Genomic DNA, 25,596 nt, shown 5'->3' with positions numbered 1-25,596 from the left:
ATGTGGATCTTTGGCTGCCGTACCCTCATCCGCTCCTGCGGGGCACCTTCTCCCGAAGGGAGAAGGGAAGCGCTTAGCCCCTCTCCCCCCCGGGAGAGGGGTTGGGGTGAGGGTACGGGAGCGCAGCGATGCCTCTACCACTCGCGCGGCGCGATCAGTTCCTCGACGTCGGCGTCGGCGAAACCATAGGCCTTGGCGATGTGCAGGAAATCCACGCCGATGTTCTCGCTTGCGGCGGTCTCGATCTCGCTGTCGTGGGCCTCGAACTCCAACGCCAGCTTGTTGAACTCTTCGGTGGCGGCATGGGTGAGCCGGTACAGCGCCGGCAGGTCCGCCGGTGCCTGCGCCTCGATCGCCTCGCACAACCGCAGCAGGATCTTCTGTCCCTTGCCGACCAGCGACGGGGGGAAGTAGTCGTCGTCCAGCATCTCCTGCAGGAACGGATAGTGGGCGGTCTGCTCGTTGCGGAGGGTCGTGGTGGGCATGGTCCGGTGGTCTCCGCCCGCGGGGGGCGCGGGCATCGGCGCATAGCATCGCGTATCCGGGCGCCGCAGAAAACGCCCCCCGCCGGCGCCCGGTTCAGGCCTCGCCTTCCGGCTCCAGCGCCTTCACCAGCACCGCGGCCTGGGTGCGGCTGTGGCATTCGAGCTTCTTCAGGATCGCGGTCACGTGGACCTTGACGGTGTTCTCGGCCAGGCCCAGTTCGTAGGCGATCTGCTTGTTGAGCAGACCGTCGGCCAGGCACAGCAGCACCCGGAACTGCTGCGGGGTCAGTTGCGCCAGGCGCGCCGCCAGCTGCGCGTCGGCCTCCGACCGCGCCGCGGTCAGCGGTGGAAACCAGGTGCCGCCGTCGAGCACCGCCGCCACCGCAATGCCGATGGTCTCGGCCGGGGAGGACTTGGGAATGAAGCCGGCCGCGCCGAACTGCTGCGCGCGGCGGATCACCCGCGGATGGTCGTTGGAGGAAATCACCACCACCGGCACGTCCGGGCGCTCGCCGCGCACGTGCAGCAGCGCCGAGAAGCCGCGCGCGCCGGGCATGGCCAGGTCCAGCAGGATCAGGTCGGCATCGGCCTGCGCGGCCAGCGCGGCGTCCAGGGTGCCAGCGCTGGCCGCCTCCACCACCAGGGCGCGCGGCAAGGCCTGGCGCAACGCGTGCAGCACGGCGGCGCGGAACAGCGGGTGGTCGTCGGCGACCAGGATCGTCGGGGCATCCATGGGCGTGAAGGCGGCTGGCATGACGCTGCAACGCGGCGTCGGGTGGGCGCGGACAACGCGCAGGACCCGCAGTGTACGTGCGTGGCCGCTGGATGCCGAGTGCGCGAGACCCGATCGGGCGGCGGCGGGTTGCCCGAGACCGGCGTGCCGGGTGCCTGCGGAGAAACTCGTGCAGGACGCCGCGCACAACACCGCCACGCCGCGCATTGGCGCTCCGCAGCGCGCAGCAAGGCGTCCTCGGCCGCGCATTCAAGGCCGGCCCCACCATGGCCGATAACACGGCGTGATCGTCCCGTTCTCCAATCTGCTGGGCCGCCTGCCGCTGGCCGCGTCCTGCCTCATCGCGTGCCTGGCGCTCGCGCCGGACGTGTCCGCGGCCGTCACCGCAAGCGACGACGAGCTGCCCAGCAGCCTGGAGCACTTCGGCCTGGACGAGGGCCTGTCGCAGCTGTCGATCAACGCCCTGCAGAGCGACGACCAGGGCTTCCTGTGGGTCGGCACTCAGGAAGGCCTGAACCGCTTCGACGGGCATCTGTTCCGCGCCTACCGGCGCGAACTCGGCAGCGACAGCCGGCAGAGCCTGCTCAGCAGCAGCATCGACAGCATCGGCTTCGAGCCGCGCGGCACCCGCCTGTGGCTGGGCACCAACGACGCCGGCCTGGAAGTGATCGAGCTGGCCACCTGGCAACACCACCGTCTCGACGCGAAGCAGGGCCTGTCGCACAACCGCGTCACCCAGATCCTGATCGATCCGCAGGGCGGCGCATGGCTGGGCACCGAACGCGGCATGGACCGGGTCGAGGCCGACCTGCAGCGGGCGCGCCCGCTGGGCGGCGATGCGCCGGTGGTGGGCCTGACCTGGATGCCGGACGGCAAGCAACCAGTGGCACTGGACCGGCAATGCCGGCTGTGGAGGCTGGGCCGCGACGCGCGCGAGGAACTGCCGGCACCGCGCGGCATCGACGAATGCGTAGGCCTGCAGTCCGGACCGGAAGGGCTGTGGCTGGCGTCGGCGAGCGGCGGCCTGTTCCAGCTCGATGCGCAGGGCGCGGTGCTGGCGCACTGGACGCCAGCGCAGTTGGCCACCGGCGGCAGCGACCTCAGCGCGCTGATCCGGCTGCACGACGGCCGCGTGCTGGTCGGCACCACCAATGCCACGGTGACGCAACTGGACAGCGCGCAGCATGCGCCGCAGCGGCTGAGCTTCGACATGCCGCCCAACAGCGCCATCATCCGTTTCTACCAGGCGCCCGACGGCACCTGGTGGATCGGCACCTACACCGGCGGGCTGTACCGGGTGCGTCCGTTGTCGGCGGTGATCCGCAACGACGAGGAGCGCGTCAGCGACACCCATGCGTGGCCCAGCAGCAGCGTGCGCAGCATCTGGCGCGACGGCGAGCGCATGCTGATCGGCACCGACCAGGGCCTGCTGCTGCGCGACAGCAGCCGTGCCGCCTGGCAGCTGGTGCCCGGGCTGGCCAGCCAGGCGATCCGCAGCATCGCCGCCGACCGCGACGGCTGGTGGCTGGGCACGCGCCAGGGGCTGTGGCGCCTGGATCGCAACGGCACATTGCGGCGCCTGGGCGGGCTGGCCGACGAGCACGTCAACGATCTGCTGCTGGAAGGCGACACGCTATGGGTGGCCACCCGCCGCGGCCTGACCCGCGTGGTCGATGGGCGCGTGCGCAACGATCCGCGCTGGGCACCCCTGAGCGGGCACACCCTGACCCGGGTCTACCGCGACAGCGAAGACACGCTGTGGATCGGCTGCAACGACTGCGGCGTGTGGCGCATGCGCAGCGGCCGTCCCGCCGAGCCCTACCGCCCGCGCGGCAGCACCCTGTACCCGTCGGTGTGGTCGCTGTACGAACACGACGGCGTGCTGTGGGTGGGCACCTTCTCCGGCGGGCTGTACCGCATCGACCTCAAGCGCGACGTGGCGCTGCGCTACAGCGACCGCGAGGGGCTCAGCAGCAACGTCATCTACACGATCCTGCCGGATCCGCAGGGGCGGCTGTGGCTCAGCACCAACAACGGCCTGAGCGTGCTGGATCCGCGCACGCGCATCGTGCAGAGCCTGGGCCGCCGCGACGGCCTGCAGAACCAGGAGTACAACAGCGGCCGCGGCTACCGCGACGCGCACGGCCTGCTGTATTTCGGCGGCACCCAGGGCGTGGACGTGATCGATCCCACGCGCCTGCCGCTGCGTAGCCCGCAGGCGCGCGCAGTACTCACCGACCTGCGCATCCTCAATGCCGGCGAGGACCGCGACGGCAGCGAGAACCAGACCGAGAGCGACGTGGTCTACGCGCAGCGCATCGCCCTGGACCATCGCGACAACGTGTTCACCATCGGCATGACCGCGATCGACTTTGCCGCCCCGGGCACCGCGCGCCTGCGCTACCGCGTCGACGGGCTGCAGAAGGGCTGGGTATACCCGCAGACCGCGCACAGCGACTTCTCGGTCAGCCACCTGCCACCGGACCGCTACACGCTGGTGGTGGAAGCGGCCGGGCGCGACGGCCAGTTCGGTGGCGCGCGGCGGCTGCAGATCGAGGTGCTGCCGCCGCCGTGGCGGCATCCGCTGGCCTACGCCGGCTACGTCGTGCTGGGCCTGGCGCTGCTCGGCCTGGCGCTGCAGCGGGTGCGGCGCACGGTCAACCGCGAGCGCGACATGGTGGAACTGCTCAACCTGACCGTGGCCGAGCGCACCCGCCAGCTCGAACGCGCCAACCAGCAGTTGCTGCAGAGCAATGCGCGCCTGCAGGCGGCCACACGCCTGGATCCGCTGACCCAGGTCGCCAACCGCCGCGAGCTGCAGGACTGGCTGGCGCGCGAATGCCCGGCCCTGCTGGCGGCGCTGGACGAAGGCAGCAGCGCCGATGCGCTGTACTTCTTCATGATCGACGTGGACAACTTCAAGCGCATCAACGACGACTACGGCCACCAGGCCGGCGACGCCGCGCTGGTGCACTGCGCCGATCGCCTGCGCGGACTGTGCGGCGAACGCGACCTGCTGGTGCGCTGGGGCGGCGAGGAGTTCCTGCTGGTCACCCGCCTGCCGCGCGAAGACGTCGCCAGCGACCTGGCCGAACGCCTGCGTGCGGCGGTGGCGACGCAGCGCTTCGCGTTGGCCGAGCGCGAACTGACCCTGACCTGCTCCATCGGCTTCGCCCCGTGGCCCTTCGTCGCCGCGTGGCCGGCGCTGGGCGACTGGGAACAGAGCGTGGGCCTGGCCGACCGCTGCCTCTACGCCGCCAAGGGCGCCGGCAAGGACGCCTGGGTGGGACTGGCCCCGGGCGCGGCGCCGGACCGGCCGCGCCTGCACGCGCTGCTGGCCGGCGGCGCACCGGAAGAACTGGGCGACAGCGTACGCGTGCTGTGCTCGCCCGGGCGCCAGCCGCGCTTCGCGCGCTGAGCGACGCCGGCGCGGCGGCTCAGCGCGGCGGCGCCTGCTGCATGCTGCTGCGCCAGGCGTCCAGGAACTGACGTCGCTTCAGCGCATCCAGATACACCAGCAGCCCCGGGCCCAGCGCGATCGGACGGAACGCCGACGCAGCGGCCGGCCCACCCTGCGCCGCCACGCCCGGCTGCGGCAGGATCGGCTGCAGCCGCGCCTCGCGCGACAGCCCCTGCTGCCCGCGCGGCGACAGCAGGTAATCCAGGAAACGACGCGCCTCGGCCGCGTGTGGGCTGTCGCGTGGGATCACCGCGGTGCGCAGCGCGACCAGGGTGTAGTCCTCCGGCTGCACGATCGCCAGCGGCGCGCCGGCATCGATGCGCGCCTGCGCGTACGAACCCAGCACGTTGTAGGCCAGCAGCAGGTCGCCGCGCGCGACCTTGTCCAGCAGCACGCCGGTGCGTTCTTCCAGCACCACCTGGTTGTCGCCCATCGCCGCCAGCAACGCGCCGGCCATGCTGCCGAGCTGGCTGTCCTGGGTCGCGAACAGGTAGCCCACGCCGCTGCGCTCCACGTCGTAGGTGCCGATACGCCCACGAAGCGGCGAGCCCGGCGCGCGCAGCAGTTCCAGCAGCCGGCGGCGGGTGCGCGGCACCTGCGCGGCCGGCAGCCGCGCGGTGTTGTAGACGATCGCCACCGGCTCGTAGCTGATGCCGAAGACCTCGTGCCGCCACTGCGCCCACGCCGGCAGCGCCTCGGTCTGCGGCGAGCGGTGCGCCAGTGCGTGACCGTCGTTCACCAGCTTGGTCTGCAGATCCATGCTGGCGCTGATCAGCAGATCGGCGCAGCGCGGGCCAGGGCCTGGATGCAGGTAGCGCCAGTAGATATCGCCGGCGATCACGTCCTGGTACACCACCTCGGTGTGTGGATGCAGTCGCTGGTAGTCGCCGATCACCGCGGCGAACACCTCGATGTCGGTCGAGCCCTGGATGCACAGTTGTGCGGTGGCCACGCCCTGCGCCGGGAAGCGGCGCACGTCGCCGGGCGCGGCCAGGGCATTGCCGGCGAGCAGCATGGTCAGCAACAGCGGCAGACGGCGCAGCAGCGCGGGCAGGCTCATGGATGCAACCTCGGCAGGTGCAGGCTGGCGATCAGGCCGCCGCCTACGCGATTGGACAGGTCGATGCGCCCGCCATGGGCCTCGACCACGCGCTTGACGATCGCCAGGCCCAGCCCGGCGCCGCCGGCGGCCGCACCCTCGCCGCGCACGAAACGTTCGAACACGCGTTCGGCTTCGGCGGCGGCGATGCCCGGGCCATGGTCGGCCACGGTCACCACGCAATCGCGCGCGCTGCAGGTCAGCGCCACCTGCAGCGGGCCATCGCCGCCGTACTTGCAGGCATTGTCGATCAGATTCTTGATCGCCTCGCGCAACAGCAGCGCATCGCCGCGCACCAGCGCCGGTTCGCTGGCGACGGCCAGTTGCACGCGTGGTCGCGGCGCGGCCTGCGGCACGGCCTCGTGCAGCGCCTGGTGCAACACCTCGGCCAGGTCCACGCTGGCGTAGCGCTGCAGGTTGGAACGGTGGATCACGCTGGCGTCGCTGAGCAACTGGTTGAGCAGGCGGCTCATGTGCGTGGCATTGCGCTCGATCGCCTCCAGGCTGCGACGCATCTCGTGCGGGTCGTCCTCGTCCAGCGCCAGTTGCGCCTGCGCGCGCAGCGCCGCCAGCGGCGTGCGCATCTGGTGCGCGGCCTCGGCCATGAACGCGCGCAGGGTCTCGTTGCTGCCGGCCAGGCGCGCCATGAAGCGGTTCAGCGCCGCCACCATCTGCTGCATCTCCTGCGGCGCCGTCGCGGCCACCGGCTTCAGTTCGGACGGTTCGCGCCGCGACAGTTCGCGCTCCAGCGTGCGCAGCGGCCGCAGCGCACGCGACACGCCCAGCCACACCAGCGCCAAGGCCAGCAGCGACAACAGCGCGATCGCCACCAGCGCATGCAGCACCACGTCCTGCGCCAGCGCCTCGCGGGCGCGCCGGGTCTGCCCCACCTGCACCCACACCTGGTCCTGCGCCGCCGCCGAGGACACCCGCCGCGACACCACCGCGAAGCGCACCGGCTCGCCGCTGTAGACCGCATCGAACAAGCGCGGCGGCGCGCTGGCGCGCGGCAGCGACGGCGCCGCCGGCAGGTCGTCGTAGCCGGTGATGGTGCGCCCGCGCGCATCGAACACGCGGTAGAACACCCGGTCCTCCGGCGCCATCGCCAGCAGGTCCAGCGCCGCATACGGCAGGTCCACCTGCCACTGACCGCCGGCCAGCGCCACCGAGTCGACGATGGATAGTGCCGAGGACACCAACAGGTGGTCGTAGGAGCGGTTGGCGGCACGCTGGCCGTAGTCGCGGGCGACGAAGAACAGCGCCACCGCGCCGAGCAGCGACAGCGCGCCCAGGTAACGCAGCAGCGTGCGCCGGATCGACGGCGCCGGCGGCGCGGCCTCAGCCATCGGCGTCCGCTGCCGCCGGGTCCGGCGGCGACGCGGCCGCCTCCAGCTTGTAGCCGACGCCGCGCACGGTGACGATGCGCAGCGGCGCGTCGGCCAGCTTCTTGCGCAAGCGCCCGACGTACAGTTCGATCGCGTTCGGCCCGGCCTCGTCGTCGAAGCCGAACAGGCCGTTGCCGATCTCGTCCTTGCCCACCACCTGGCCGAGCCGGCCGATCAGGATCTCCAGCAGCCGATACTCGCGGTTGGGCAGTTCGATCGGCGTGCCATCCAGGCTGACGCTGTGCGCGGCGTTGTCGAAAGCGAAACCACCAAGCTGCACCACCTCGCTGGCCTGACCGCGATTGCGCCGGAGCAGCACCCGGCAGCGCGCCTCGAACTCGCGGAAATCGAACGGCTTGCCCAGGTAATCGTCGGCGCCCACGTCCAGCGCCTGCACCCGATCCTCGATGCCGTCGCGCGCGGTCAGCATCAGCACCGGCGTGGTGTCGCCACGCTCGCGCAGCCCGGCCAGCACGCGCAGCCCGTCCAACCCCGGCAGGCCGATGTCCAGCACCACCAGATCGAAGCGCTGGTAGCGCAGCACCCCGGCCGCACTCAAGCCATCGCGCTGCCAATCCACCGCATGCCCGCTGCGGCGCATGCGCCGCACGATCGCATCGGCGAGATCGGTGTTGTCTTCTACCAGGAGCAGGCGCATTGGAGGCCGGGAATGGTGAATCGGGAATGGGGAATGGAAACAGCAACGGCAGAAGCCTAGCGCATCCAGGAACGTGCTTTTTCGATTCCCCATTCTCGATTCCCGATTCCCCACCGCCGACAGGTCGTTGACAGCTACGCCCGACTAGGCTGCGTCCATGCCGGTCCGCGGCCATTGTTGCCGGGTCGATCCAATCGCTGCGACACGCACCTGGGAGGGGACGTGGAACTGAAGACTCTGACATGGGGTAGCGCCTGCGCGTTGCTGTGCCTGGCCGGATCGGCGCGCGCCGCCAGCGACGACGACGGCCCGGTGACCGCCGAACTCGGTGGGCGCCTGCACTGGGATTTCGCCCACTTCGACAACGACAATCGCGGCACGCCCAATCCCGACGACACCGAGATCCGCCGCTTGTGGCTGGACGTGTCCGGCAAGGTCTTCGGCTTCGGCTACAAGGTCGAAGGCGACTTCGCCGGGCTGCAGGACGACTTCAACGGCAAGGGCATCGAGGCCAAGGACGTCTACCTCACCCGTAAATTCGATGCCGGCACGCTCACCGTGGGCCAGTTCAAGCAGTACTTCACGCTCGACGACCGCACCGGCTCCAACTTCGGCCAGTTCCTGGAGCGCAGCGGCGCGGCCAGTACGCTGGCGCCGCTATACCGCAAGGCGGTGTCGTGGCAGGCCGCGGGCGCCGACTACACCTGGGCGGCCAGCGTCTACAGCCTGCAGAGCATCGACGTCTCCAACGTCCGCGGCCATGCGTTCGGCGGCCGCGGCACCTGGGCGCCGGACGCGCGCGACGGCGACGTGCTGCATCTGGGCCTGTCGCTGGCGCACGAGCACTACGACCATCCCGGTGCCGGCGGCGCGCCGGCGCTGAGCATCCGCCCGCGCCCGGCCGGGCACCTGTCCGACGCCAGCCGCGTCACCCTGGCGCGCTTCGCCGACGGCCGCGACACCGACGTGGACAAGTGGTCGCTGGAATACGCGCAGGTGCGCGGGCCGCTGTCGTGGCAGGGCGAGTTCAGCGGCGGGTTGTTCGACGACGGCGCGCAGCGTGCCGACGTGATGGCGGCTTACGGCTTCGTCAGTTGGTTCGCCACCGGCGAATCGCGCCGCTACGACAGCAAGACCGGGCGTTTCACCCGCATCAGGCAGGTCAATCACAGGTACGGCGCCTTCGAGCTGGCGCTGCGCTACGACCGCATGTGGGGCGCGCAGCACCGCGACGGGCAGCCCGATCTGCTCGATGCCTCCACTGCCTCGTGGACGCTGGCCGGCAACTGGTACCTCAAGCCGAACCTGCGGCTGATGCTCAACCTGATCGACAGCCGCAATCGCGATCACCTGGCCGGCGTGACGCTGGATCACACCAGGGCGATCACCGGGCGCTTTCAGTATGACTTTTGAGTGCCGGGATTGGGGAATGGGGATTCGCAACGGCGGGATCGTGCGATGTGACGTCTGGTCGGCCTCTTTTCGGATCCCTGATGCGGGGTCCATCTTCTTTCATGCACTGCCCTGAGGAACTTCCATGCTGACCGCGCTCGGTTTCGGAATGGTCATTACCTTCATGTACCTGATCATGAGCAAGCGGCTGTCGCCGCTGGTCGCGCTGATCATCGTGCCGATCGCGTTCGCGCTGGCTGGCGGCTTCGGCACCGGCATCAACGAGATGATGCTGGAGGGGATCAAGAAGATCGCGCCCACCGGCGTCATGCTGATGTTCGCGATCCTGTACTTCGGGGTGATGATCGACGCCGGCCTGTTCGATCCGCTGGTGCGGCGCATCCTGCGCCTGGTCAAGGGCGACCCGATGAAGATCGTGGTCGGCACCGCGGTGCTGGCGCTGCTGATCTCGCTCGACGGCGACGGCTCCACCACCTACATGATCACCGTCTCGGCGATGCTGCCGTTGTACCGGCGGCTGGGCATGAACGCGCTGAACATGACCTGCGTGACCATCCTCGCCGGCGGGGTGATGAACCTGACGCCGTGGGGCGGCCCGACCGCACGCGCGGCCACCGCGCTGCACGTGGACCCGGCCGACGTGTTCGTGCCGCTGGTGCCGGCGATGGCGCTGGCGATCGTCGGCATCCTGCTGCTGGCCTGGTACCTGGGTATGAAGGAACGCCGCCGCCTCGGCGTGGTGACGCTGCCCGGCGATGCCTGGATGGACGGCAGCGTGGCCGACGACGGCGAGGCGCTGCCCACCGTGGAAGACGCCGAGGACATCAAGCGGCCGCGGCTGCTGTGGGTGAACCTTGCGCTGACCCTGGCGCTGATGGCGGCGCTGGTGATCGGCGTGCTGCCGATGCCGGTGCTGTTCATGATCGGCTTCGCCCTGGCGCTGCTGATCAACTACCCGAACCTGGCCGAGCAGCGCCGGCGCCTGGTCAACCATGCCGGCAACGTGCTGTCGGTGGTGTCGCTGATCTTCGCCGCGGGCGTGTTCACCGGCATCCTCTCCAACACCGGCATGGTCGAGGCGATGTCGCGCAGCTTCCTGGCGGTGATCCCCGACGCATGGGGGCCGTACCTGGCGGTGATCACCGCACTGGCGAGCATGCCCTTCACCTTCTTCATGTCCAACGACGCCTTCTACTTCGGCGTGCTGCCGATCCTGTCCGACGCCGCCAGCCACTACGGCATCACCCCGGTGGAAATGGCCCGCGCCTCGCTGGCCGGGCAGCCGGTGCACCTGCTCAGCCCACTGGTGCCCTCCACCTACCTGCTGGTCGGCCTGGCCAAGGTCGACTTCGCCGACCACCAGCGCTTCACCCTGAAGTGGGCGGTGCTGGTGTCGTTGGTGTTGATGGGCGGCGGGCTGCTATTCGGCCTCTTTCCTTTGGCGAAGTGAGCGCCGCCCGGGATTGGGGATTGGGCATTGGGGATTCGTAACAGCCACTGCCCGCGCGCCCATCCAATCCCGACTCCCCAATCCCGAATCCCAACTCCGAAGGAGTTCAACGTGACCCTCAGAATCGCCTACGTCACCAGCGGCATGGGCAGCATCGGCACCGCGATCTGCCAGAAGCTGGCGCGCAACGGCCATACCGTGGTCGCCGGCTGCGGGCCGGACTCGCCGCGCAAGTCGGCGTGGTTGCGCGAACAACGCGAGCTCGGCTTCGACTTCATCGCCTCCGAGGGCAACGCCACCGACTGGGATTCCACGGTGGCGGCGTTCGCCAAGGTCAAGGCCGAGGTCGGCGAGATCGACGTGCTGGTCAACAACGCCGGCGGCAGCCGCGACATGCTGTTCCGGCAGATGGGCCGCGAGGACTGGCAGGCGGTGATCGCCAGCAACCTGCACGCGCTGTTCAACATCACCAAGCAGGTGGTGGACGGCATGACCGCGCGCGGCTGGGGCCGTATCGTCAACATCGGCGCGGTCAGCGCGCAGAAGGGCCAGATCGGGCAGATCAACTACGCCACCGCCAAGGCGGCGATGCAGGGCTTCAGCCGCGCGCTGGCGCAGGAAGTGGCCTCGCGCGGGGTCACCGTCAACACGGTGTCGCCCGGCTACATCGCCAGCGCGGCGATCAGCGGCTTCCCGCCGGACGTGCTCGATCGTCTCGCCAGTTCGGTACCGCTGCGCCGGCTCGGCAAGCCCGAGGAAGTGGCGGCGCTGTGCGCCTGGCTGGCCTCGGACGAGGCCGCCTACGTCACCGGCGCCGACTACGCGGTCAACGGCGGCCTGCACATGACCTAGCGCCTCGCCTGCCGCGCATGGCGCTACGGTTGCGCGTACATGCAGCGGAGACGCAGGACGTGGAACTGCGCTCGACCGCGACGGATGCGCCCGCGCGCAGCCGCCGGATTCGGCAGGCAGGCACGCCGCGGCATACGCGAACAGGCATGCAACGCGCCATCGCCGCGGCAATGCAGCCGCGGCGTGCAAAGCGCCGCGACGCCCGCCTGGCATACACTGCCGGTTCCGTTTCGTCCGTCGCGCCCGCTCCGCATGTCCGACAAACCCGAACCCGGCGCGCCCGCCGCGCGCCTGCAGATGGCCGACATCGCGCGCATGGCCGGCGTGTCCGAATCCACGGTGTCGCGTGCGCTGGCCGACAACCCGGTGGTCGCCGAACGTACCCGCGCCTACATCAAGCAGCTGGCCCGCGACGCCGGCTACCGGGTCGATCCGGTCGCGCGCAGCCTGCGTTCGCGGCGCTCCAACATCGTCTGCGTGGCGGTGCCGCTGATGCACGCGCACGAGCAGCCGCTGTCGGACCCGTTCATGATGACCATGCTGGCGCTGCTGGCCGACGCGCTGACCGCGCGCGGCTACAGCATGCTGCTGTCCAAGCTGGACCAGCACCAGGACCACTGGGTCGAGGACCTGGCGCGCAACAGCCGTGCCGACGGCGTCATCATGCTCGGCCAGAGCCACGAGCACGCCTCGCTCGACGCCGCCGCGCGCGGCGGCCTGCCGATGTTGGTATGGGGCAGTCGCATCGACGGCCAGGCCTATGCCAGCGTGGGCAGCGACAATTTGCGCGGCGGCGAACTGGCCACCGCGCACCTGATCGAACATGGCCGCCGGCGCATCGCCTTCCTCGGCGACGAGCAGTTGCCGGAAGTGGCGCCGCGCTTCGCCGGCTACCGGCGCATGCTCGACGCGCACGGCCTGACGTTCGACCCGCGGCTGCACGCGCGCAGCCACTTCCTCAGCGAAGACGCCTACCGCCTGACCCGGGCGATGCTGAAGAAGACCGACCCGCCGGACGCGGTCTTCGCCGCCTCCGACGTGATCGCCCTGGGCGCGATCCGCGCCCTCATCGAAGCCGGCCACCGCGTGCCGCAGGACATCGCCCTGGTCGGCTTCGACGACATCCCCCTGGCCGCCTACAGCCAGCCACCGCTGACCACCGTGCGCCAGGACCTGGCCCAGGCCGCCACCCTGCTGGTGGACGGGGTACTGAACCTGATCGCCGGCACGCCGGTGGAATCGGTGGAGCTGCCGGTGAGTCTGGTGGTGCGGGAGTCGGCCTGAGGGCTGGGAATGGGGAGTCGGGAATAGGGAATCGGAAAAGCGTTGGTCGCGCGCTGACGCTGAGTCAGCTGGCCTAGGGCTCTACATTCGAATTAGGGAGTTGGGGAGATCGGTCAGCACGCGGAGTTTCAGCGCACGATGCCGCGCTTTTCCGATTCCCCATTCCCGGTTCCCCATTCCCGACGCTTCACCAACACCATCGCCACCGCCGCCGCCAGCATCAGCGCGCCGGCCAGGCGAATGACGTTGCGCGGGTCGCCCTGCAGCAGGCGGTCGTAGTACAGCGGCAGGGTCACGATCTGGATCAGCATCGGCAGCACGATGAACAGGTTGAACAAGCCCATGTACACGCCGGTGCGCTCGGGCGGGATGCTGTTGGCCAGCATCAGGTAGGGATTGCCCATCATGCTGGCCCAGGCCAGGCCGATGCCGAGCATCGGCAGCAGCAGCAGCCAGCGATCGTGGATCGACGGCAGCACGCACATGCCGATGCCGGCGGCGACCAGGCAGGCGGCGTGGGTGGCCTTGGGGCCGAACCGCCGCGCCACCGGCACCATCGCGAACGCGGCCAGGAAGGCGACGAAGTTGTAGAAGCCGCCGATCTGCCCGTTGACCAGGCCGGCCTCGCGGAAGCCGTGCGAATCGGCCGCGGTGGTGCCGAACAGCGTGGTCGACAGCGACAGCACGATGTACTGCCAGTAGCAGAACATCGCATACCACTGGAACAGCATCACCGGCGCCATCTGCCGCATCGTCGGGGGCATCTGCCGCACCGCGTCGACGATCTCGCGCAACGTCGCCAGCGGCCCGACCGCGGCGCTGCGCAAGCGCTGCAGCTCCGCCGCCGGCAGCACCGGCTCGCGCACGCTGCGCGCGGTGAGCAGGATCGAGGCGGCGGAGAAGCCCGCACCGATCGCGAACGCGGCGATGGTGACGTAGGGAATGTGGTGGGCGTTGGCCGCGTCCTGGTTCATGCCCAGCCACACCAGCAACGGCGGGGTGACATAGGCCAGGGTCTGGCCGAGGCCGGTGAACGCGCTCTGGGTCAGGTAGCCCAGCGGCCGCTGCGGCGGCGCCAGCACGTCGCTGACCAGCGCGCGGTACGGCTCCATCGCCACGTTGTTGGCCGCATCCAGCATCCACAGCAGCGCCACCGCCATCCACAGCGCCGCGCTGAAGGGCATGGTCAGCAGGCACAGGCTGCACACCAGCGCGCCCACCACCATGTACGGCATGCGCCGGCCCCAGCGCGTCACCGTGCGGTCGCTGAGCACGCCGACCACCGGTTGCAGCACCAGCCCGGTGATGGGGCCGGCCAGCCACAGGTAGGGCAGGTTGGCGTGGTCGGCGCCCAGGTAGTTGTAGATCGGGCTCATGTTGCTCTGCTGCAGCCCGAAGCTGTACTGCACGCCGAAGAAACCGGCGTTGAGCGCCAGCACGCGCGAGAGCGGAAGCAGGGGACGATCGGAACGCATGAGCATCGGCATCGGCCTGGGCGGGTCGGGCACGCGGGAGGCGTGCCGCAGCGGCGAAGCGGAGTGTCGCCGCGCCTGCAATCGTTTGTAACGCTGCGCCGCACCATGCAGAATGCCTCGATCTTTCAGCGATAAGATTGGCGTAAGCGCCATTGGTGGATTTGCTGCACTGCAAATTGCAATCGATTGCGGACGGCCGTATCTGTACGCCGCCGCACCCACCGTCCGCGCCGCGCCCTGCCCCTTCCGGCAGCGGCGCGCCGCCACCCACTGCACCACTCGCTTCGGGAGAGACAGCGATGCATCACCCTTCGATCCGCCTGCAGACCCTGGCCCTGGCCGTCGCCGCGGCGCTGTCCGCACCGGCGGCGCTCGCGCAACAGGCCACGCCCGCCGCTGCCGACGCCCCGGCGGCGCAGGGCGACGTGGTCAGCCTGGACTCGGTCTTCGTCACCGGCACCGCCACGCCCAAGAGCAAGCTCAAGTCCAGCGTCTCGGTCAGCACCGTCGGCGCCGAGGCGATCGAACAGTCGGCGCCGCGCAGCACCGCCGAGATCTTCCGCAACATCCCCGGCATCCGCTCCGAATCCAGCGGCGGCGAAGGCAACGCCAACATCGCCGTGCGCGGCCTGCCGGTCGCCTCCGGCGGCGCCAAGTTCCTGCAGTTGCAGGAAGACGGCCTGCCGGTGCTGGAATTCGGAGACATCGCCTTCGGCAATGCCGACATCTTCCTGCGCGCCGATTACAGCCTGGAGCGCATCGAGGCGATCCGCGGCGGTTCGGCCTCCACCTTCGCCAGCAACTCGCCCGGCGGCATCATCAACTTCATCAGCAAGACCGGCGACACCGCCGGCGGCAGCGTCGGCCTCACCCGCGGCCTGGGCGGCTACGACAACACCCGCCTGGACTTCGACTACGGCGCACCGTTCGCCGAGCACTGGCAGTTCAACGTCGGCGGCTTCTACCGCCGCGGCGACGGCATCCGCGACGCCGGCTACACCACCGACAAGGGCGGCCAGCTCAAGGCCAACCTGACCCGGCTGTTCGACAACGGCTACGTGCGCGTCTACGCCAAGTACCTCAACGACCGCGCCGCCGGCTACCTGCCGGTGCCGACCCGGGTCAGCGGCCGCGACGGGTCGCCGCACTTCGGCAGCATCGACGGTTTCGATCCCGGCACCGACACGCTGTACAGCCCGTACTTCCGCAGCAGCGCCACCCTCGATGGCGGCAACAAACCCTCGCGGGTGGAACTGAGCGACGGCATGCACCCGCTGTCGCGCGCGTTCGGCGCCGAGGCGCAGTTCGACATCGGCAGCGGCTGGACCCTGACCGACAAGTTCCGCATCGCCGATACCTCCGGCCGCTTCGTTTCGCCGTTCCCCGCGCAGGTGGCCGATGCCGGCGCGCTGGCGGCGAGCATCGGCGGCGCCGGTGCCGGCCTGCGCTACGTCGACGGCCCGAACGCCGGCCAGGCCTACACCGGGCTGGCGCTGCGCACGCATCTGTTCAACGTGCACCTCAACGACCTGGGCAACGCGGTCAACGACCTCAGCCTGGCGCGCGACTTCGGCAGCGGCGACGGCGGCAACCTCAACCTCAAGGCCGGCTGGTACACCTCGCGGCAGACCATCGACGTGGACTGGACCTGGAACTCCTACGTGCAGTCGCTGGGGCACCGCCCGCGGCTGCTGGACGTGGTCGCCGCCGACGGCAGCCTGCGCTCGCAGGACGGCCTGTACGCCTACGGCGTGCCGTACTGGGGGCTGGACAATACCCGCCACTACGACGTGCGCTACGACATCAACGCGCCGTACCTGGCGCTGAGCTGGGACCAGGGACCGCTGAGCGTGGACGGCAGCCTGCGCTACGACATGGGCCGCGCGCGCGGCAACACCGCCGGCGGCATGCTGGTCAGCAATGTCGACGTGAACGGCGACGGCGTGATCGAGGCGCCGGAGCAACGCGTGGCGACCATCGACTACGCCAACCCCAAGCCGGTGCGCTACGACTGGAACTACCTGTCGTATTCGTTCGGCGGCAACTACATGCTCAACGACGACCTGGCCGCATTCGCGCGCTACAGCCGCGGCGCCCGCGCCAACGCCGACCGCCTGCTGTTCGGCGTGGTCCGCGACGACGGCTCGGTGTCCTCCAACGAAGCGGTGAACGTGGTCAAGCAGCTCGAGGGCGGCCTGAAGTGGCGCAGCGGCGGGCTGAGCCTGTTCGCCACTGCCTTCGCCGCGCGCACCCAGGAGCAGAACTATGAAGCCACCACCCAGCGCTTCTTCGACCGCACCTACAAGGCGCACGGCCTGGAACTCGAAGCCGCATACCGCACCGGCGGCTTCACCCTCAACGGCGGCCTGACCTGGACCGACGCCACCATCGACAAGGACCAGATCACCCCGGCCAACGCCGGCAACACCCCGCGTCGGCAGGCGCGCTTCGTCTGGCAGCTGACGCCGAGCTACCGCGGCGAGCGCTACCAGGTCGGGGTCAACGCGATCGGCACCAGTTCGGCCTACACCCAGGACAGCAACCAGCTGAAGATGCCCGGCTACACCCAGGTCAACCTGTTCGGCGACTACCGCATCACCGATGCGCTGACCGTCTCGCTCAACGTCAACAACCTGTTCAACACCTTCGGCCTGACCGAAGCGGAGGAAGCGTCGATCGCCGACGCGGCTTCCGGCGTGATCCGCGCGCGCTCGATCCCGGGCCGCACTTCCAGCATCAGCCTGCGCTACGACTTCTGACGAGGACCGCACATCCGCGCCCCACCGGGGGCGCGGCCAAGCAACCCATGACCGCACCCGCTCCTTCCGCACTGTCCGCGCTCGCCCACACCCTGTGGCAGGCGCATCTGCAACCGGACGCCGCCGACGCGTTGCTGCCGCGCCTGCAGCACCACGGCGAACGCTTACTGGCGCAGTTGCATGCGCTGTACGGCACGCATCCGGCCTTCGCGCAATGGCTGCCGCAGTGGCTGACGCAACTGGCGGCCACCGCCAATGCGCGGCCGTCGGCGCTGCGCCAGCTCGACGCCGAGCGCGCGCCCGACTGGTTCGCCACCCCGTCGATGCTCGGCTACAGCGCCTATGTCGACCGCTTCGCCGGCACCTTGCATGGCGTCGGCGAACGCGTGCCCTACCTGCAGGAACTGGGCGTGCGCTACCTGCACCTGCTGCCGTTCCTGCGCGCCCGCGCCGGCGACAACGACGGCGGCTTCGCGGTCAGCGACTATGGCCAGGTCGAGCCAAGGCTGGGCGACACCGCCGACCTGGCGGCATTGACCGCACGCCTGCGTGCGGCCGGGATCAGCCTGTGCGCCGACTTCGTGCTCAACCACACCGCCGACGACCATCCCTGGGCGCTGGCGGCCAAGCGTGGCGATGCGCGGCATCTGGACTATTACCACCACTTCCGCGACCGCGACGCGCCGGATGCCTACGAGCGCACCCTGGGCCAGGTGTTCCCGCACACCGCCCCGGGCAACTTCACCTGGGTGCAGGACGCCGACGCCTGGCTGTGGACCACGTTCTACCCCTATCAATGGGATCTGGACTGGAGCAATCCGGCGGTGTTCGGCGAGATGGCGCTGGCGCTGCTGCGCCTGGCCAACCTGGGCGTGGAGGTGTTCCGCCTGGATTCCACCGCCTACCTGTGGAAGCGCCCGGGCACCGACTGCATGAACCAGCCGGAGGCGCACACCATCCTGCAGGCGCTGCGCGCGCTCACCGACATCCTTGCGCCGGCGGTCCTGCTGAAGGCCGAGGCGATCGTGCCGATGGCGCAGTTGCCGCCTTACTTTGGCGACGGCGCCGCGCGCGGCCACGAATGCCACCTGGCCTACCACAGCACGCTGATGGCGGCCGGCTGGGTGGCGCTGGCCGAGCAGCGCGGCGACATCGTGCAGGCGGCGATCGCGCAGACGCCCGCGCTGCCGCCGGCCTGTGGCTGGCTCAGCTATGTGCGCTGCCACGACGATATCGGCTGGAACGTGCTGCAGCGCGAGGCCGCCGGTGGCGATGGCGTCGCCCCGTTCGCGCTGGCGCGCATCGCCCAGTTCTACGCCGGCGACACAGCGGACAGCTACGCGCGCGGCGAAGCCTTCCAGAGCAGCGGCGAGGGCGTGCACGGCAGCAACGGCATGAGCACGGCCCTGACCGGCATCACGGCAGCGCTGGCCACCGATGATGCCGATGCGCTGGAACTGGGCGTGCGCCGCCTGCTGTTGCTGTACGCGGTGGCGCTGGCGATGCCGGGCATCCCGCTGTTGTACATGGGCGACGAACTGGCCCTGGGCAACGACGAGGCCTACCGCGACGACCCGCTGCGCCAGCACGAAGGCCGTTGGCTGCATCGCCCGGCGATGGACTGGGCACGCGCGGCGCAACGCCACGACACCGACAGCCTGCCCGGCCAGGTCTACACCCGCCTGCGCGGGTTGATCGCCGCGCGTGCCGCCACTGCGGCACTGGCCGCCGACCAGCCGTTGCGTGCCGTGCCGCTGGGCGATCCCGCCCTGCTCGGTTTGGCGCGCGGCGAGGACTTCGTGGCGGTGTACAACTTCAGTGCGGAGCCGGTTGCGGTGGATGTCGCCGCAACCTTGGGCGACGGCAACTGGCAGGCGATCGCCGATGGCGGCAGCGATCCCGCAGCGCTGGCGCATTGGAACGGCGCGCTGCCCGCGTACAGCCTGCGTTGGTGGCTGCGCGGCTGAGCCGAAAACAGCAGCGGCGCCGATCAGCGCCGCTGCGTTGCATCTGCGCTTTCGAGTGCGTGCAGTCGGGACTGAAGTCCCTCCCACAGGCGCGCACCCTGGCTGGCACGCGGCGGCACATCTACTAGGCCTCGTAGGAGCGGCTTCAGCCGCGACCGGCATCAGTGCGAACGCCCGTCGCGGCTGAAAGAGGACAAACGGCGAAGGCTACAAAAGCGGCACGAGGTTGCGCTTCAACCGCTACTTCATCACCCCAGCGCAAACCAAAGCACCTCGCGTACCGAAAATGGCAAGTTAGCCTTGCCATCATCGCGCTCGATGAGTGCTCACTTCCCGCGCAGCATTCCCAGCAACGCTTCGGCCGCCGCCTCGGACGAGGCCGGGTTCTGCCCGGTGACCAGGCGGCCGTCCTCGACCACGTGCACGCCCCAGTCGGCGACCTTGCTGTACTGGCCGCCCAGGCGCTGCAGTTCGTCCTCGACCAGGAACGGCACCACGTCGGTCAGGCCGACCGCGGCTTCCTCGCTATTGGTGAAGCCGGTGACGCGGCGGCCCTTCACCAGCGGCGTGCCATCGGCCGCGGTCACCCGGCGCAGCACGCCCGGCGCATGGCAGACGAAACCGATCGGCTTGCTGGCGCGCGCGAACGCTTCGATCAGGGCGATGGAATCGCGGTCCTCGGCCAGGTCCCAGAGCGGGCCGTGGCCGCCCGGGTAGAACAGCGCGTCATAGTCGTCCACGCGCACCGAAGCCAGCGGATGCGTACTCGCCAGTTGCTGCTGCGCCGCCGGATCGTCCTTGAAGCGCCGGGTGGCTTCGGTCTGCGCGTCCGGCGCATCGCTCTTCGGGTCCAGCGGCGGTTGCCCGCCCTTGGGCGACGCCAGGGTCAGTTCGGCACCGGCGTCCTTGAACGTGTAGTACGGCGCGGCGAATTCTTCCAGCCAGAAGCCGGTCTTGTGGCCGGTGTCACCAAGCTGGTCGTGCGACGTCAGCACCATCAGGATCTTCATACGGATCTCCTTGTGAAGGGAAGCGGCCATGCGGGGGCAGGCCGGGCGCCGCAGTATCGGCAGCCGCACATTCGCGGCGGGTGAGCACCGCGCACTGCGGTTCAGCTCACGCGCGCGATCCTGCAAGGCCATCGACGCCACCCACTACGACGTCAACCAAGCCGCTACGGCGGGTCGCCCAGCTTGTACGAAAGCGGATAGCTGCCAGTTGACCAGCCTGCTGACCCCATGAAGGCGGCGGCCTCCAGACACCAGACGAAGTCGCCGGTGTCCTGGGTCAGTCCGTGCGTGTCCGGGTTGCGCTGCATGCACTGAACACGCTGTTCGACATCAAATAGAACTGCAGGCCGAACGGCGGCGCGCCCTGGAATCCGCGGCTACCCACAACCCCGCGTGATGGGCGTGGACGCCGATGAGCGCGCAGCGCTATGCCGATGCTCCGCCACCCTGTACGCATGGGATCAGGCATCGAGCCCGACGTACTCCAGCGAGACACCAGACCACTCCGGAAACTCCATGGCCGGTATCGACCATGCCACTACTTCTTCGCGACGGAGGTTTCCGGGAGACTTTGAACGACGTCACCCTTGTCATCAATAAAATCCAACGATGCCTTTCCAGCAGGCGTGACGGACATGATGATCCTGGGATTTCCGGAATCGTCCGCGAGAATCACCGCAGACGATTTTCCGCGAGTCCGCCCGACAAAGAGTCTCTGCGTCTGCTCACCACCCGCGTCCTTCCACTGCTTCAACAGCGCATCCTTCTCCGGCCCATTCGGGGCCGCCAGATACTTTTCATACAGCCCTTCGTACTGCCTGGAGAGTCCGCGATCGAATACGGAAAGGCCGGTTTCCATGAAGCCGCCCTCTTCGTAGTGATGCAGGGCGATTTGCTGATCTCCGCCGAATCGATCCATCGAAAGATGCACGCCGCCACTGGGCTTTCCATCTTTACCGATACTGCCGTCATAGATGAGCCCACCGACCTCGTCGCCCACGCCGTTATAGAAAAGCATTCCGGGCATGTTGCTCCTCTCGGTTTTCATGACTTTCCCGCCCATCACCGGATCGGGCAGCAAACCGCGGGCGGCCAACACCATGGACCTGAACCCGTCCTCGTTGACGATATTGATGCGCTTGACATCGATTTCGGAAAATACCTGCTTGCTGCCAGCGCCTCGTGCCCCCATCAGCATGAGCGTCAAAGGAAGGGCGAGCGCCACAGCCAAAAAAATCTTCAGAATTCGATTTTGCCTGCGCAGCTGCGCGATGACGCCAGCCGCTCCCACGTCCCCACCCCTACCTTCCGTCATCGACACGCGAGCCTCCTTATTGGCGATAAATGCGCAACTCAGCATAGGTACTTGATTCTTCTTTCCGCAAGCAAGACGGACATAAGCAAAGAACCATCTTTCTTGCCAGAGAAATGCCTCGGACTTCTTTTCGTTTCTTCAAAAACCAAACGGCCGACAGCTCGCATGCGAGGTTGCGATCGCCACAGGAACAACGCAGTCGCATTCGACGCTTCCGATCGTCCACGCGCCTGGTCGCTGCGAATGCCGCCCACCTCCCGCAGCGGTAACTCCTTTCTTTCCGGAGCGCCCTACTCCACCTGATCCATGCGAATCCGGTTGGCGAACAGCGAGAACGCCAGCATCCCGGCCAAGCCGCTGGCGCGCGCGACCCACGTCGGCAACCAGCGCGGCGGCGCCAGCACGCCGGACTCGAACAGCGGCGCGAACGCGGCCACGTCCTCCAGCGCCATCTTGCCGGCGAACAGCCAGCGGCACAGCGGCAGCCGGTCGCGCTGCAGCGCCTGGCGGAAGAAGGTGTGCACCGACACCAGCCCGCGCAGGTACACGGTGTCCTTGGTGAATGCGGCGCCGCCACTGGTCGGCACGCCGCGGAACACGCGCTGCGCCGAGGAGAAGCTCTCCGCCGGCGATTGCCCGGCCGCATCGAAGTAGCGGAACACCTCGATGAAGTCGGCGCCGTCGCGGGCCAGTGCGATCGCCTCGATGCGCAAGCTGATCCGCTTCATCCGCTCGATGTCGATGCTGCCGGTGATCTGCTCGGCGAAGGTCGCCAGTCCTTCCTGGGTGGCGGTGGTGCGCGGCGAGGACAACGCCAGGCTCGGCAGCTGCGCCTGTTGCCGGCCGTTGAGCGCGGTCAGCGAATGCACCAGCGCCTCGTGGTGGAACAGTTGCGCGCGGTCGTAGTCGCTGAAGTGCGCGCCGGAGCGCAGGCGGATGCGCTGCGCGCCGGCGGCGGCCTTGGCCAGCAGGTCCGGATCCAGTTCCACCGTGATCACCCGCGCGCCGAAGAATTCGTCCAGATCGCGCTGCAACAGCAGGCGCAACGCAGTGGCCGACACCGGCACCTGCTCCTCGGCCGAGAACAGCTCGCGGTCCAGCTCGTGGGCGATGTGGATGAAATGGCCGGCGGCCTCGCGGGTGGTGGGGCCGTGGCCGGGCATCGGGTCGTCCGGCACGCCGAACAACTGCGCCGAATACGTGCCCACCGCCGGCGTGCCCAGCGCTTCCAGCAGGGCCGCGGCCAGATCCCAGCTGTGCACCGAGGCCTGCAGATAGGCGCCGAGCGGATGTGCCGGATCGGCGGCCTCGGCGATCGCCCCGAGCTCGCGGCGGGTGTCGGCGAAATCCAGCCTGGGGTAGTCCACCTGCGGCAGTTGCGGCTGGCCGCGCGCCACGCTCTCCAGGAACGGCGCCTGCAGCGCCACCGGCCAACTGGCCAGGGCCAGCAGGCGGATGCCGCGCACCGCCTTGACCAGCCGCGCGTCGAGCGCGGCATGGTGGCGGATCTCGACCGGCAGCACGCGCTTGGCCACGGCCGACGTCAGCGGCGCAGGGTGCGCGGTGGCGGACGCTTGCCGCCCGGTTTGCCACCGCTGGGCTTGCCGCCGCGGCCGGCGGCCGCGTTCTGCGCCTGGCGCTGCGCCAGCTTGCCGGCGGCGCCGGCGACCTCGTCGCGCAGCTTCAGGTAATTGGCCAAGCGCGCCTCCTCGATCTCGCCGCGCTCGATCGCCGCCTGCACCGCACAGCCCGGTTCGGCCTGGTGCGCGCAGTCGTTGAAGCGGCACTGCGCGGCCAGCGCCTCGATGTCGGCGAAGCCGCCCTCGGCCAGGTCTTCCTCGCCGGTGGGCTTGAGTTCGCGCATGCCCGGCGTGTCGATCAGGCAGGCGCCGGACGGCAGCGGCAGCAGCGCGCGATGGGTGGTGGTGTGGCGGCCGCGCGAGTCGGTGGCGCGCACCGCCGCGGTGCGCATCTTCTGCACGCCGAGCAAGGTATTGGTCAGAGTGGACTTGCCGGCACCGGACGAGCCGACCAGCACTGCGGTCTGCCCCGGCCCCAGCCACGGCCGCAGCGCGTCGACACTGTCGGCCTGACGGGCGTTGACCGTGAGCAGCGGAATCGCCTGCGCCGCCAATTCCTCCAGCACCGCCAGCGCGTCGTCGGCGTACTCGGTGAGGTCGGCCTTGGTCAGCACCACCACCGGCGCCGCACCGCCGCCGCCCACCAGCAGCAGATAGCGCTCGATCCGGCGCGGATTGAAGTCCGCATCCAGGCCGCAGACGATGAACACCGTATCGATGTTGGCCGCGATCACCTGCTGGTGGTAGTGCTCGCCGGCGGCGCCGCGCTTGATCGCGGTGCGCCGCGGCAGCAAGGCGACGATGCGCGTGTCCTCCAGCAACACCCAGTCGCCGACCGCGGCGCGCTCGTGGCTGGGAAAGCGCGGCCGCTGCCAGTCCGGCAGCGATTCGACCTTGAATCCGATGTCCACCGCATCGGCGACCACATAGCCGGTGCGGTGCTGCTCCACCACCCGCGCCGGCCGCGCCTGCGGATGCGCCTCGAACAGCGCGCGCCAGGCCGGCTCCTCGGGCATTCCGGGCCAGGGCCAGCCGATGGGGCGCAACGCGTCGAAGTCGATCGGGGAGGAGGTCATGAGCGGATTCTAGAGGGTGTGCCGCGCCCAAAGGTGAGCGCAGGGCGGCCACTGGGACACGCGCGGGGCGGCGCCTTGCGTGGTTGGCCCGCGCCGCAGGCGGCGTCCCGGGAGTCGCCAGCAGCGGCGCATGATCCGCGCGACGCGTGTGTGGCCGCCACACGGGCCAGCCATCGCGCCACGCCCGTCGCAGCGCCAAGCGTGGCGGCCGGGCGCCGTAGACGGCCCGCCACCACGGCGCCCCACCGCCCCGCCGCGGTGTCACATTTCCGCTACCATGCAGGTCCCACGCCCCACCGGCCAATGCGATGCCCACCCTGCCGATCAAGCCGCTCGCGATCCGCGAACGCCTGTCCGAAGTCCGCTACGAGATCCGCGGCGAACTGGCACGGCGAGCCCGCGAGCTGGAGGCCCAGGGGCGCAAACTGATCAAGCTCAACATCGGCAATCCCGGCGCGTTCGGCTTCCGTGCGCCCGAGCACCTGCAGCGCGCGATCGCCGACGACATGGGCCGCACCGATCCCTATACCCACCAGCAGGGCCTGCCGGAGGCGCGCGAGGCGATCGCCGCAGCCTACGCCCGGCGCCAACACCCGGACGCGCACCCGGACCGCATCTTCGTCGGCAACGGCGTCAGCGAGCTGATCGACCTGTCGCTGCGCGCGCTGCTCAACCCCGGCGACGAAGTGCTGGTGCCCTCGCCCGACTACCCGCTGTGGTCGGCGGCCACCATCCTCAACGACGGCCGCCCGGTGTACTACCGCTGCGCGCCGGAGAACGGCTTCCAGCCCGACCCGGTGGAAATCGAGACGCTGGTGTCCTCGCGCACCCGCGCCATCGTGCTGATCAACCCGAACAACCCCAGCGGCGCCAGCTACTCGCGGGCGCTGCTGGAGAAGATCGTCGCCATCGCGGTCAAGCACAACCTGCTGCTGATGGTCGACGAGATCTACGACCAGGTGCTGTACGACGACGCGGAATTCGTGTCGGTGGCACCACTGGCCGGCGCGCATCCGTGCATCAGCTTCGGCGGCCTGAGCAAGGTGCACCGCGCCTGCGGCTGGCGCGTGGGCTGGGCGCTGCTGTCGGGCGACGCCGAGCGCGTCGGCGATTTCCGCAACGCCATGGACCTGCTCGGCGCGCTGCGCCTGTGCGCCAACGTCCCCGGTCAGTTCGCCATCGATGCCGCGGTCAACGGCCCGGACACGATCTCGCCGCTGTGCGCCCCGGGTGGACGCCTGTACGAAACGCGCCGCGCGGTACTCGAGGCCTGCGCGGCCAGCGAGCACCTGTCGCTGGTGCAGCCGGCCGGCGCGCTGTACGCATTCCCGGCGGTGGTCGGCGCCGCCGCGCGCGGGTTCGACGACCACGCGTTCGCCCTGGAACTGATGGAACAGGAAGGCGTGCTGGTGGTGCCCGGCTCCAGCTTCAACGTGCCCTACCGGCACCATTTCCGCGTCACCCTGCTGCCGGAGGCGGCGACGATGCGCGAGGTGTTCGCGCGCATCGACCGCGTGCTGGCACGCCGCGCCGAGGACGCCACCAAGGTGGTGCCGCTGAAGCCGCGGGCGGCTGTGGGGCGGTGAGTGGGGACT

The 25,596-nt window shown here is 69.6% G+C and carries 18 protein-coding genes; 8 read left to right on the top strand and 10 right to left on the bottom strand.

All coding sequences use genetic code 11. The annotated features are described in order from the left end of the window. Positions 1-134: 134 nt before the first annotated feature. The gene (locus SLW56_RS12760) at positions 135-485 is read right to left on the bottom strand and encodes a DUF5713 family protein (protein ID WP_017910915.1); all 351 of its coding nucleotides are present in this window, start codon (positions 483-485) and stop codon (positions 135-137) included. Between the two features lie 94 nt (positions 486-579). Then, positions 580-1,218, bottom strand: a complete 639-nt coding sequence (locus tag SLW56_RS12755; RefSeq protein WP_017910914.1) for a response regulator transcription factor — start codon at positions 1,216-1,218, stop codon at positions 580-582. A 283-nt stretch (positions 1,219-1,501) separates the two neighbouring features. On the opposite strand from SLW56_RS12755, the gene SLW56_RS12750 reads away from it, so the two are divergent. Beyond that, entirely contained in the window at positions 1,502-4,636 is a 3,135-nt protein-coding gene (locus SLW56_RS12750; RefSeq protein ID WP_320694948.1) for a two-component regulator propeller domain-containing protein, read from the top strand. Positions 4,637-4,655: 19 nt separating this feature from the next. On the opposite strand, the gene SLW56_RS12745 is transcribed toward SLW56_RS12750, so the two are convergent. From SLW56_RS12745 to SLW56_RS12735, 3 genes are read right to left on the bottom strand one after another with little or no spacing between them, the layout of a single operon-like run. Further along, complete coding sequence (locus SLW56_RS12745; RefSeq protein WP_320694947.1) at positions 4,656-5,738, bottom strand: ABC transporter substrate-binding protein; 1,083 nt, start codon at positions 5,736-5,738, stop codon at positions 4,656-4,658. Next, positions 5,735-7,123 carry a sensor histidine kinase gene (locus SLW56_RS12740; RefSeq protein ID WP_017910911.1) on the bottom strand — a complete coding sequence of 463 codons (1,389 nt, stop codon included), beginning with the start codon at positions 7,121-7,123 and terminating at the stop codon, positions 5,735-5,737. The genes SLW56_RS12745 and SLW56_RS12740 overlap by 4 nt, the downstream gene beginning before the upstream one ends. Beyond that, positions 7,116-7,820: a response regulator transcription factor gene (locus SLW56_RS12735; RefSeq protein WP_320694946.1), complete on the bottom strand. Its 705-nt coding sequence runs from the start codon at positions 7,818-7,820 to the stop codon at positions 7,116-7,118. Before SLW56_RS12735 ends, SLW56_RS12740 begins: the two co-directional genes overlap by 8 nt. 222 nt (positions 7,821-8,042) lie before the next feature. On the opposite strand from SLW56_RS12735, the gene SLW56_RS12730 reads away from it, so the two are divergent. The 4 genes from SLW56_RS12730 (at position 8,043) to SLW56_RS12715 (ending at position 12,819) form a co-directional block, all read left to right on the top strand. Next, positions 8,043-9,233, top strand: coding sequence for a porin (locus tag SLW56_RS12730; RefSeq protein ID WP_320694945.1), 1,191 nt, complete (start codon positions 8,043-8,045; stop codon positions 9,231-9,233). Between the two features lie 124 nt (positions 9,234-9,357). Next, positions 9,358-10,683: a CitMHS family transporter gene (locus SLW56_RS12725; protein ID WP_320694944.1), complete on the top strand. Its 1,326-nt coding sequence runs from the start codon at positions 9,358-9,360 to the stop codon at positions 10,681-10,683. Positions 10,684-10,794: 111 nt separating this feature from the next. After that, complete coding sequence (gene phbB, locus SLW56_RS12720; RefSeq protein WP_267099669.1) at positions 10,795-11,535, top strand: acetoacetyl-CoA reductase; 741 nt, start codon at positions 10,795-10,797, stop codon at positions 11,533-11,535. Positions 11,536-11,787: 252 nt separating this feature from the next. Further along, positions 11,788-12,819, top strand: coding sequence for a LacI family DNA-binding transcriptional regulator (locus SLW56_RS12715; protein WP_152235867.1), 1,032 nt, complete (start codon positions 11,788-11,790; stop codon positions 12,817-12,819). A 128-nt stretch (positions 12,820-12,947) separates the two neighbouring features. On the opposite strand, the gene SLW56_RS12710 is transcribed toward SLW56_RS12715, so the two are convergent. Continuing rightward, on the bottom strand, positions 12,948-14,294 hold the full coding sequence (locus SLW56_RS12710; RefSeq protein ID WP_320694966.1) for an MFS transporter: 1,347 nt from the start codon (positions 14,292-14,294) through the stop codon (positions 12,948-12,950). 299 nt (positions 14,295-14,593) lie between these two features. Here SLW56_RS12710 and SLW56_RS12705 point away from each other — a divergent pair, with 299 nt between their 5' ends. Then, positions 14,594-17,053: a TonB-dependent receptor gene (locus tag SLW56_RS12705; protein WP_320694943.1), complete on the top strand. Its 2,460-nt coding sequence runs from the start codon at positions 14,594-14,596 to the stop codon at positions 17,051-17,053. A 47-nt stretch (positions 17,054-17,100) separates the two neighbouring features. Beyond that, on the top strand, positions 17,101-19,020 hold the full coding sequence (locus tag SLW56_RS12700) for an alpha-amylase family glycosyl hydrolase (protein WP_320694942.1): 1,920 nt from the start codon (positions 17,101-17,103) through the stop codon (positions 19,018-19,020). A gap of 326 nt (positions 19,021-19,346) precedes the next feature. Here SLW56_RS12700 and SLW56_RS12695 read toward each other — a convergent pair whose 3' ends face one another. From SLW56_RS12695 to rsgA, 4 genes are all read right to left on the bottom strand, one after another. Further along, positions 19,347-20,030 (bottom strand): type 1 glutamine amidotransferase domain-containing protein, encoded by a 684-nt coding sequence (locus SLW56_RS12695; protein ID WP_267092788.1) that lies wholly within the window; start codon positions 20,028-20,030, stop codon positions 19,347-19,349. A gap of 538 nt (positions 20,031-20,568) precedes the next feature. Then, positions 20,569-21,351, bottom strand: a complete 783-nt coding sequence (locus SLW56_RS12690) for a hypothetical protein (protein ID WP_320694941.1) — start codon at positions 21,349-21,351, stop codon at positions 20,569-20,571. Positions 21,352-21,635: 284 nt separating this feature from the next. Then, complete coding sequence (locus SLW56_RS12685) at positions 21,636-22,880, bottom strand: flavohemoglobin expression-modulating QEGLA motif protein (RefSeq protein WP_267092791.1); 1,245 nt, start codon at positions 22,878-22,880, stop codon at positions 21,636-21,638. An 8-nt stretch (positions 22,881-22,888) separates the two neighbouring features. Then, entirely contained in the window at positions 22,889-24,001 is a 1,113-nt protein-coding gene (gene rsgA / locus SLW56_RS12680; protein ID WP_320694940.1) for a ribosome small subunit-dependent GTPase A, read from the bottom strand. 308 nt (positions 24,002-24,309) lie between these two features. Between rsgA and SLW56_RS12675 the strand changes: the two genes are divergently transcribed. Continuing rightward, positions 24,310-25,587: a pyridoxal phosphate-dependent aminotransferase gene (locus SLW56_RS12675; RefSeq protein ID WP_017910899.1), complete on the top strand. Its 1,278-nt coding sequence runs from the start codon at positions 24,310-24,312 to the stop codon at positions 25,585-25,587. The last annotated feature ends 9 nt before the right edge of the window (positions 25,588-25,596 follow it).

This window comes from Xanthomonas sp. LF07-6 (assembly GCF_034105445.1).
Classification (GTDB): domain Bacteria; phylum Pseudomonadota; class Gammaproteobacteria; order Xanthomonadales; family Xanthomonadaceae; genus Xanthomonas_A; species Xanthomonas_A sontii.
The sequence above is the reverse complement of the archived record's forward strand: the minus strand, read 5'-3'. Positions and strand labels throughout refer to the sequence as shown.

What these genes read in the sequence shown, in the direction of transcription:
- SLW56_RS12695 (WP_267092788.1), bottom strand. Translation starts at nt 20,030, where the DNA reads ATGAAGATCCTGATGGTGCTGACGTCGCACGACCAGCTTGGTGACACC.
- SLW56_RS12755 (WP_017910914.1), bottom strand. Translation starts at nt 1,218, where the DNA reads ATGGATGCCCCGACGATCCTGGTCGCCGACGACCACCCGCTGTTCCGC.
- SLW56_RS12745 (WP_320694947.1), bottom strand. Translation starts at nt 5,738, where the DNA reads ATGAGCCTGCCCGCGCTGCTGCGCCGTCTGCCGCTGTTGCTGACCATG.
- SLW56_RS12735 (WP_320694946.1), bottom strand. Translation starts at nt 7,820, where the DNA reads ATGCGCCTGCTCCTGGTAGAAGACAACACCGATCTCGCCGATGCGATC.
- SLW56_RS12760 (WP_017910915.1), bottom strand. Translation starts at nt 485, where the DNA reads ATGCCCACCACGACCCTCCGCAACGAGCAGACCGCCCACTATCCGTTC.
- SLW56_RS12715 (WP_152235867.1), top strand. Translation starts at nt 11,788, where the DNA reads ATGTCCGACAAACCCGAACCCGGCGCGCCCGCCGCGCGCCTGCAGATG.
- SLW56_RS12700 (WP_320694942.1), top strand. Translation starts at nt 17,101, where the DNA reads ATGACCGCACCCGCTCCTTCCGCACTGTCCGCGCTCGCCCACACCCTG.
- rsgA (WP_320694940.1), bottom strand. Translation starts at nt 24,001, where the DNA reads ATGACCTCCTCCCCGATCGACTTCGACGCGTTGCGCCCCATCGGCTGG.
- SLW56_RS12705 (WP_320694943.1), top strand. Translation starts at nt 14,594, where the DNA reads ATGCATCACCCTTCGATCCGCCTGCAGACCCTGGCCCTGGCCGTCGCC.
- SLW56_RS12725 (WP_320694944.1), top strand. Translation starts at nt 9,358, where the DNA reads ATGCTGACCGCGCTCGGTTTCGGAATGGTCATTACCTTCATGTACCTG.
- SLW56_RS12710 (WP_320694966.1), bottom strand. Translation starts at nt 14,294, where the DNA reads ATGCGTTCCGATCGTCCCCTGCTTCCGCTCTCGCGCGTGCTGGCGCTC.
- SLW56_RS12675 (WP_017910899.1), top strand. Translation starts at nt 24,310, where the DNA reads ATGCCCACCCTGCCGATCAAGCCGCTCGCGATCCGCGAACGCCTGTCC.
- SLW56_RS12740 (WP_017910911.1), bottom strand. Translation starts at nt 7,123, where the DNA reads ATGGCTGAGGCCGCGCCGCCGGCGCCGTCGATCCGGCGCACGCTGCTG.